This window comes from Terrisporobacter mayombei (genome assembly GCF_020748465.1).
Lineage (GTDB): Bacteria > Bacillota > Clostridia > Peptostreptococcales > Peptostreptococcaceae > Terrisporobacter > Terrisporobacter mayombei.
This window is the reverse complement of sequence record NZ_JAHZMP010000016.1, coordinates 1-8,345: the sequence shown is the minus strand read 5'-3', so window position 1 is coordinate 8,345 and position 8,345 is coordinate 1. Positions and strand designations below refer to the sequence as shown.

The 8,345-nt window shown below is 28.1% G+C and carries 11 protein-coding genes; all 11 read left to right on the top strand.

Translation table 11 applies throughout. The features are described from left to right. Window positions 1-176 precede the first annotated feature (176 nt). The 11 genes from K0039_RS22085 (at window position 177) to K0039_RS19640 (ending at window position 8,239) form a co-directional block, all read left to right on the top strand. Window positions 177-308: a hypothetical protein gene (locus K0039_RS22085; RefSeq protein ID WP_265589540.1), complete on the top strand. Its 132-nt coding sequence runs from the start codon at window positions 177-179 to the stop codon at window positions 306-308. Between the two features lie 191 nt (window positions 309-499). Beyond that, window positions 500-673 (top strand): AbrB/MazE/SpoVT family DNA-binding domain-containing protein, encoded by a 174-nt coding sequence (locus tag K0039_RS19685; protein ID WP_228106743.1) that lies wholly within the window; start codon window positions 500-502, stop codon window positions 671-673. Between the two features lie 440 nt (window positions 674-1,113). Continuing rightward, window positions 1,114-1,296, top strand: a complete 183-nt coding sequence (locus tag K0039_RS19680) for an AbrB/MazE/SpoVT family DNA-binding domain-containing protein (protein WP_228106742.1) — start codon at window positions 1,114-1,116, stop codon at window positions 1,294-1,296. A gap of 1,078 nt (window positions 1,297-2,374) precedes the next feature. Next, entirely contained in the window at window positions 2,375-2,752 is a 378-nt protein-coding gene (locus tag K0039_RS19675) for a ribbon-helix-helix domain-containing protein (RefSeq protein WP_228106741.1), read from the top strand. Between the two features lie 114 nt (window positions 2,753-2,866). Next, complete coding sequence (locus K0039_RS19670; RefSeq protein WP_228106740.1) at window positions 2,867-3,316, top strand: hypothetical protein; 450 nt, start codon at window positions 2,867-2,869, stop codon at window positions 3,314-3,316. 134 nt (window positions 3,317-3,450) lie between these two features. Further along, complete coding sequence (locus tag K0039_RS19665) at window positions 3,451-3,909, top strand: hypothetical protein (protein ID WP_228106739.1); 459 nt, start codon at window positions 3,451-3,453, stop codon at window positions 3,907-3,909. 167 nt (window positions 3,910-4,076) lie between these two features. Continuing rightward, window positions 4,077-4,496, top strand: coding sequence for a helix-turn-helix domain-containing protein (locus K0039_RS19660; RefSeq protein WP_228106738.1), 420 nt, complete (start codon window positions 4,077-4,079; stop codon window positions 4,494-4,496). Window positions 4,497-4,634: 138 nt separating this feature from the next. Further along, entirely contained in the window at window positions 4,635-5,072 is a 438-nt protein-coding gene (locus K0039_RS19655; protein WP_228106737.1) for a hypothetical protein, read from the top strand. A gap of 22 nt (window positions 5,073-5,094) precedes the next feature. Next, window positions 5,095-5,961, top strand: a complete 867-nt coding sequence (locus K0039_RS19650) for a phage major capsid protein (protein ID WP_228106736.1) — start codon at window positions 5,095-5,097, stop codon at window positions 5,959-5,961. 454 nt (window positions 5,962-6,415) lie between these two features. Next, entirely contained in the window at window positions 6,416-6,568 is a 153-nt protein-coding gene (locus tag K0039_RS19645; protein WP_228106735.1) for a hypothetical protein, read from the top strand. 42 nt (window positions 6,569-6,610) lie between these two features. Continuing rightward, entirely contained in the window at window positions 6,611-8,239 is a 1,629-nt protein-coding gene (locus K0039_RS19640) for a VapE domain-containing protein (RefSeq protein WP_228106734.1), read from the top strand. Window positions 8,240-8,345 lie beyond the last annotated feature (106 nt).

Genomic DNA, 8,345 nt, shown 5'->3' with positions numbered 1-8,345 from the left:
TATTACATGATTATCAAATAAAATTTATATTAAAAATAATAGGACGTCCTAAATTGAGGCGTCTTTTTTTATAAAAAAATTTACAAAAAAAGTAAATTAATTTCCGTAAAATACTTGACTATTACGACACGTAATGATATAATTAAAGTATAGAAAACAACAAAGGAGGTGAAGAAATGGCAAAGAAAAAAAGAAATAAATCCAAAAATACTAACTTAGACACAACACTAAAAATAGTAAGCATAATCGTAGGAATCACAAACGCCATTGTAGATATAACGATTATAATAGCTTTCTTAACTAAGTAGTACCGAGGGGGTGAAAGCCCCCAAGGTTGGATTTATTTCTTTAATAATATTATAAGCCATTTCTTAAAAAAAGGAACATGAAAAAATTAGATATATTAAATTTGATAATTAACATAATATCATTAATAACCTCTATAGTATTGTTAATAGTAGTATTAAAAACATTTTATTTTAAATAAGGAGGAAACAAATTGGAAGAAAAAAGAGATTTAAATATTTCATTTGGTAAAAGTGGAAACGGATATTATACCCCTAGAATTACATTGCCTATAAACTGGGTAAAAGAGTTAGGAATAGACGCTGAAAATAGAAAAGTATCAGTTACTTTTAAAGACGATAAAATCATAATAGAAAAAGCAAAATAGTTAAAAAAATAAAGCTAGAAGATAAATTTCTTCTAGTTTTTTATTGCAAATAATTCCAAAAAAGTAAATTAATTTCCGTAAAAGACTTGACTATTGCAGTGCAATAGTATATAATTATATTATAGGAGGTGAGGTAATGGGGGATAAAATAAAAGAGCTTATCAAAATAGTTGAACTACTTGAAAAGCTCACAATTAAGTTAATATCTCTTGTAGGCTGGATAGCAATTTTAATCCTAGCACTAAGAGGTATATAGTTAAAGGTGAAGGGTAAGGGTCGTAGCCTAACCCTTCACTGAAATAATAACAAATTTATCCTTCATAATCAATATGAAAAAACTGTATTTAACCTTATTTTTAAGAATAGTTTCATTGATTGGTTTAATTGCATTTTTAGTATTAGCAGTAAAAACAATAATTAATATTTGGTAGGTGATAAAAATGGAAATACGTAAAAGAAAAGTAAATATTACTAAAGTTGGTGGTAATGCTTCTGAAAACGCCAAAAGAGCAAGTGTTGGCTTGCCCATGCCTTGGTTAACTGAAATGGGTGTAGATGTTGATAATAGAGATATTAAAATGACATTCAAAGATAATAAAATAATAATTGAAAAAGAAGAATAATTGAAAAAGAAGAATAGCTAGGTAGGATTTAATTATCCAACCTAGCCTTTTTTATTATAAAAAGTGGGACACTTATTTTTACTGTCCCACTACTGTCCCACTACTGTCCCACCCTTTAACCTATTGGTATTACTATGTTATAGATACATTGGGACACTGGGACAGTAAATTTAGTTAAAATGTAAGTTTTTTATAAATATGTACCTATGGGTATAACATGGCTGTATTTTATATACTTTGGTCAAAATAGGTGTCCCTCTGTCCCAAACCATATGAATACATTGGCATTACTAGGTTAGAAGGGTGTCCCACTACTGTCCAAATAGGTGTCCCAAGGTGTCCCTCTGTCCCACTTGATGATATATGAGGTCCATAGGTACTGGATATATATTATGATAGTTTATTGCTAGGTTGGACAAAGGTATACAAGTCTCTAAACACCACAAGGATAGCTTAATATAAGCCTACTCTAGTAGTTCCAATGGTTTTAAGTGATTTACAATAGACCTTACAAACACATGAGTGTCTAGACATTTCAGTGTGACCATGAGGTTAATAAACTCGATAAAAAAAGACCCAAGAAATCGGGTGTTCCAGTATATTATTTATTTATTTTATATGGTTCTACAATACACATTATAGTATTTAAAGTATTTATTACCTATTAATTGAAATTATTTAATAAGTAAAGCTAAATGGTAATTATAGTTTAATCAGTTCTATTTGTTATGAGTTTAATATAATTAAGTTGATAAATAAAATAATAATGTAACCTTTTAATACGTTGAAAACACTAGATTTATTTTAACTACTCCCTAAATACATATTTAGCGACTAGTTGTGATTTAAAGATATTAGCAATGATTTTACTTTTTATTTTCATCAGATGAAGAGGGGGGGGTAACTTCTAATTTTAACGTTGCCTCTCTCTATTGTGATTAATCTAAATATTTTTTTAAAAACAAATCGCAAAAACAGAGCATTTGGGTTTAAGAGTTATATTTCAAAAAGAATGTAAAATTATGGAATAATGTCTTGCATAATGTCGGACAAAGTATTATTATATACATATAAGGAGGTGAGAAAGCTGATTGATGTTAAGAGTGAACGTGTAACATTTAGATTATCAAAGAAGGAATTGAATAACTTTGATAATTTAGCTGAAGCAAGAGGAGTTAAAAGAAGTGAATATCTTAGAGAAATGGTTTTAAAAGAGATTGAGAATATACCACCAGTTAAGATAACAAAGGAAATTTTACAGGATTGTATTAGTGATATATTTAATAAAAAAGGTATCCAGATCATGGAGATTGACTTTAAGAATCAAAATATATCAACTTTAAACAATGGAAAAGTTTTAATTTATAGGTTTGAATTAATTGAAAATAATACAATGATTAGATTTAAAAATGAATTAGGTGTGATTGTATTTAAAGATAAGTTAACACATATATAAATAAAAAAGCACCTTAGAATTAAAAATAATTAAAAGGTACTTCTTAGTAATTAATATGATATTAATTACTTCTCGCAAACTTAATTATATCATATTTTACTGGGGGGGTAACAAATGTTTAAATATACAGAGCAAGATTACGAGATAACAAAAAAGATAAGATTAAAAGGAGTAAAATCTGTTGAGAAAGATAGAGTTTCTAAACTTCATGTAATAGATAAAAAGTATTTAAAAATATACGGAAGAATGGGAATGGATATAACTTTAGATTTAAATAAATTTTGTATGTACCGTGAAGATGAAAGTATTATTATATGTAATCAAAATGTATATATATCCATATCACCAATTAGTATTACATATCCTAATTTAGATGCTGAAATAACGAGACACGATGTAAGTTATAGAATGGTTAATAAGATTATAGGCAAAAAGGACGGATATATCCAAGGCGTATTAAATGGTAAAGGAGATATTAATTTAAGTACAGCATTGAAATTAAAAGAATCTTTATTTAGTCATTTGGATATGGGATATTTATTCTCAAATAATTTAACATTCTAACAAAAACATACTATCTTTAGTTTATAATGTAATTACAAAACTACTACAAAAGAGGTGATAGTATGGATATAAATTATATAAATTCTCTTTTACAAGAAGGGAAGTCGGTTAAGGAAATTAGAGATACGTTAGGTATGTCGGAAAAAAGATTTCAAAAGTCAATTAAAGAATTGGGTTATAAGTATAATCAAAAAGAAAAAGTGTATATGAAGGCACAGGAGCCAAGCACAGAGGTTTTAAATGTGAGGTCGGCAAACTGTTCATATGAAACTACAAAACCCACTACAAGGAACCCTACAACGTCAACTACGTTAACCACTACGCAATCAACTACAATAGAGTATCTAACTGATAATTTAGACGTATTAAGACAACTACTGGAAAGCTACAAAAGAAATACAGAATCTAATAATAGTAAAGATATAATTATTAATTTGGTTAATGATAAACATTTAGATCCTAAGCCTAAAAGTATAAGAATAAATGAATTTGTATGGAGAGACTGGCAAGAATCCACGAAAGATTTGACTTTTAGCAAGAGTGATTTAATATCTCAAGCATTACTGGAATTTATGAAAAATCATTTTAAATAAGCTTAATAAATACTAGTTATTAAAACCACTCTTATTGGCGTCTGAGTGGTTTTTTACATTTTTGTACAATATCTGATTATTTTTATAATAAGATATTGATTATCATATTTAATAATGTTATCATTATAGTAACAAATGATTGATGTATTAAGGGCGGTGTATAACAAATGGATAATAATTTAGGAAATATTATAAAAGATATAAGAACAAAAAAGAAAATGAGTCAACGTTATTTAGCTGATAGAGCAGGTATATCGTATTCATATTTATGTAATGTGGAGAATGGAAAACATAAACCTAGTTATGAAGTACTATTTAAATTATCAAAGGTATTAGATGTTACTATTAGTGCATTTGAAAGTAATGATAGTGATAATAACTATTTGATAAAAGAACTAATTAAGTCACATGCTCAAGAACTTGTTGATATAACGAGTACTGTTATTGACCATGTTAATAACAGTTATGTATTAGATAAATACGATTTAAGTACTTTAGACGGTGATGCAGTAAGAGATATTCATGGTTTAATCGTAGATGTAGTTAAAAATAGACTTAATAAATATTGTAAAAAAATAGGAGAATAAATTTGGAAATTAATTGCTATGACTGTATTTATTGTAAGTTGTATGATAATGGTCATGTATGCGTTAAGAGCTTACAAAAAATAATTAAACAGAATAATATTCCTTGCAAGTATTTTATTTTAGAAAGGAGGATGTTAAATGGATAAAGACAAGGATACTAATTTAGAACAAGAATCACCAGTAGAGCAAGTATCTAATAATAATAATGATGATGACTTTGAAAAAAGATTACAGGAAGCTTTAAAACATCACTTAGATGCGTTAAATAAGAAAGTGGATATTATAGGATTAGACAATAAAAGACTCTCTGAAGAGAAGCGTTCTTTAGAAGTAACTGATGAATTAAACAAACGAAATTTGGATTCTTCTTTATTTAGTGTGGTATATGACAGTGATCCAGAGATAACCACTGCAAAAATAAATTTAATAGAACAGATATTTCAGAAAGAATTAACCTCTAGAATGAAGAAGGAAGAATATGAAAGGGTGACAGCCAATTCATATATACCTCCTGGAACTAATAGTTCTGGTGGTGCTGGATTAGAGTCATTTGATAATATCGTTCGTAGAGGATAACTTTGAAAGGAGGTGAGACACAATGGGAGACAGTTTAATATTAAGTAATAAACTTACTGGTTTAATACCAGAAGAAGTATCAAAACAAATAGTAAAGAAGGTAGTAAAAGGGTCATACTGTTTACAAAACTCTAGACGTGAACCTATGAAAACAGTTAAAAAGACTATACCTGTTTTAGTATCAATGCCTGGTCCTACATGGGTAGGTGAAGGTGAGAAAATAAACGTAGTAGAACCTGGAATAGTTCCAGTAACTTTAGAAGCTAAGAAATTATCATTCATTATAACAGCATCTAGAGAAGCTTTAGAGGATTCAGTAGTTAATGTATTTAAAGACTTACAGGATTCAATATCAGAAGCATTCTGTGAGGCTATAGACAAGGCTATAATTACAGGAAGTGTAACAGAAGGTCAGAAACCTTTTAAAACCTTATATGAAGTAGCAGAAGCTCAATCTATTACTAGAGGTGATGGTGTTATATTAGATGACTTTTCAGATGCTCTTGCTTTAGTAGAAAACAAGTCACATGAAGTAACTAATATAATAGCAGTAAACTCTATAAAGAATGAATTAAGAAAGTTAAAAACTTCTACAGGAGAATACTTATTAAGTGATACTTCAAGTATATTTGGTACTCCAACAGAGTATTTAAGTCATTTAGACCCAATAACTTCATTAGCTATAATGGGTAATATAAGAGACTTCCTTGTTACAGGAGTATATAAAGATATAACTTATGATGTTCTTCGTGAAGCTACTTTAGACCTTGGTTCAGGAAAGCAAATAAACCTTGCTCAAAACGATTTATGTGGTATTAGAGTGACTATGAGAATAGCCTCTAATGTCTTAAGAGAAGAAGCATTCTCTTTAATAAAACCAAAAGCATAATGGTTATCTAATTTATAGGACCTTATTAAGACTTCGTCCATTATCCAAAGGTCATGGTATTTTCTATAAATTAATAAATTTTACATATATTCCTATCTTTGAGATAGGAGTCTCAAGGATAGGAATATACTTGTAATTGTCTTACATAATATAAAATTGTAAAATTGACAAAAAATAGTATAATATTATATAAGACAATATTGTCAAAAAAATAAAAAAAATAGTGCTATGAGCCTCTCAAACTCCACACTATTTTCCCTAAAGTTCTTAAATTTACGTTTATTTGTAAGTTGGCAGCTTACAAATAAAAAAAGTATAGATTAATTATTAACCTAAAACTTGTACTTATAGCAAGTGTTTTTTAATACACTTTTTATTCTATATTGTTTTATATTCATTATAATATATTCTATACTTTTTTACAAATGTTATTCCGAGTAAGGAGGTGTATTTTATGTCTGAAATAATAAAATACCAAGATATAACTACTATAGAAGAGTACAAAGAATATAATCGTCTAATGTACAAAGAATGGTATAAAAAAAATAAAGAAAGAAAAAAAGAATACCAAAGAAATTATTATAGAAAAGTCAAACAGGGGAAATAGAAGGATAAATATGAGGCTCTCTCACATGAAGGGAGATTGAGAATGCAAGAAATTCCAAATAAGATGGAAGAACCTATTTTAAAGCTAGTTACAGATGAAAGTAAACTAATTCAAGAACTCTATGAATATGGAAGTTTCAAGGCTCGTGAAAAAGACAAGTATAGTTGTATGTTTTGTCCCAGTAGTGATGCTTTAAGTATATATAAAAAAGATAACCACTATTACTATAAGTGTTTTTCATGTGGAGAGAGTGGGGATATTCTTAATTTAGTTAAAACGAAAGAAAATTTATCGACTTTTGAAGCATTAAAGAAATTAGCTGATAAATATCAAATTAATTTAGATTTAGGAACACCTGTAAAAACGAATAGAGTGATAAAAAGCAAGGTAGTTGATTTTTATGAAAAAAAGAGTGAGGAAGCATTAAAAAAAGGTGACTTAGATGAGGCTTTTAGGAGTTCCTGCGAGGCAGACCGACAACAGGAAAATAATTATTATTTAGACTTTCCTTTTTTAGATAATAAAAACAATCCTCTAAAAGTATGGGAAAATGTAGAAGCTCTATTAATTAAATTAGATATAAAACCAATATATAATATTATTACAAAACAAATAGAGGTATTAAATACAGATACGATAGACTTTAATAATCAAGTTATGGATATACATAGTGTTTGTCATAAACATGGGTTGAAAGTTTCAATAGATTTTCTAATAAAAGCCATAAATAGAATAGGTGAAAAAAATAAACATAATCCAGTAATAAAATATTTGGAACAATGTGAATTTTTATATGATGGTGAGGCAGGACATATAGATAAACTATGTGAAACTTTAATAGTACCAGAATACTTTAATAAAGAATTAAGGAATAACTTAATAACTAAATGGTTATTAAGTACTGTAAATATAGCTTACAATGAAGGTTATTCAACTGTAGAAGGTTGTTTAGTATTACAAGGACCACAAGGTTGTGGCAAAACTTCATGGATTAAACATTTAGTTCCTAAGGAATTTTTAAAAACTGGCTTGGATTTAGACCCAAGTAATACAGATAGTATAAGAAAGTGTATTAAATACTGGGTAGTTGAATTAGGTGAGTTAGATAGCACAATGAAGAGTGACCAGTCAAAACTAAAAGCATTTTTAACAGAGTCAGTAGACGAATTTAGAGTTCCATATGCTATTAGCCCAGTAAGGTATAATAGAACAACTTCATTCTTTGGAACAGTAAACAAATCTAATTTCCTTAAAGATGAAACAGGAGACCGTCGTTATTGGGTAATCCCAGTAAATGATATAGATGTAGATAAACTAAGAAATTTAGATATAAATCAAATATGGGGCGAAGTAATGAGCTTATTACCTTCTAATGTAAATAATTTATATTTAAATAAAGAAGAATTAAAGGCACTTTCTGAAAGCAATGAGGAGTTTAGTGCAAAAGGAAATACTCAAATTATGGTCGAAGCAAGTTTTGACTGGGACAGTAATAAAGATACTTGGGTATTTAGGTCTACAAGTGAAATTGCAGCAAGACTAGGTTTAAAAACTACTACAGGATTAAAAGAAGCTCTTGAAAGTATGGGTGCAGAATATACAAGAGGGAGAATAGAAGGTAAAAGACAAAGAGGATATTTAGTCCCTAAATATTACATGATTATCAAATAAAATTTATATTAAAAATAATAGGACGTCCTAAATTGAGGCGTCTTTTTTTATAAAAAAATTTACAAAAAAAGTAAATTAATTTCCGTAAAATACTTGACTATTACGA

Excerpts from the sequence above, each read along its gene's own strand:
- K0039_RS19640 (WP_228106734.1), top strand. The coding sequence starts at position 6,611 with ATGCAAGAAATTCCAAATAAGATGGAAGAACCTATTTTAAAGCTAGTT.
- K0039_RS22085 (WP_265589540.1), top strand. The coding sequence starts at position 177 with ATGGCAAAGAAAAAAAGAAATAAATCCAAAAATACTAACTTAGACACA.
- K0039_RS19670 (WP_228106740.1), top strand. The coding sequence starts at position 2,867 with ATGTTTAAATATACAGAGCAAGATTACGAGATAACAAAAAAGATAAGA.
- K0039_RS19650 (WP_228106736.1), top strand. The coding sequence starts at position 5,095 with ATGGGAGACAGTTTAATATTAAGTAATAAACTTACTGGTTTAATACCA.
- K0039_RS19680 (WP_228106742.1), top strand. The coding sequence starts at position 1,114 with ATGGAAATACGTAAAAGAAAAGTAAATATTACTAAAGTTGGTGGTAAT.
- K0039_RS19660 (WP_228106738.1), top strand. The coding sequence starts at position 4,077 with ATGGATAATAATTTAGGAAATATTATAAAAGATATAAGAACAAAAAAG.
- K0039_RS19655 (WP_228106737.1), top strand. The coding sequence starts at position 4,635 with ATGGATAAAGACAAGGATACTAATTTAGAACAAGAATCACCAGTAGAG.
- K0039_RS19645 (WP_228106735.1), top strand. The coding sequence starts at position 6,416 with ATGTCTGAAATAATAAAATACCAAGATATAACTACTATAGAAGAGTAC.
- K0039_RS19665 (WP_228106739.1), top strand. The coding sequence starts at position 3,451 with ATGTCGGAAAAAAGATTTCAAAAGTCAATTAAAGAATTGGGTTATAAG.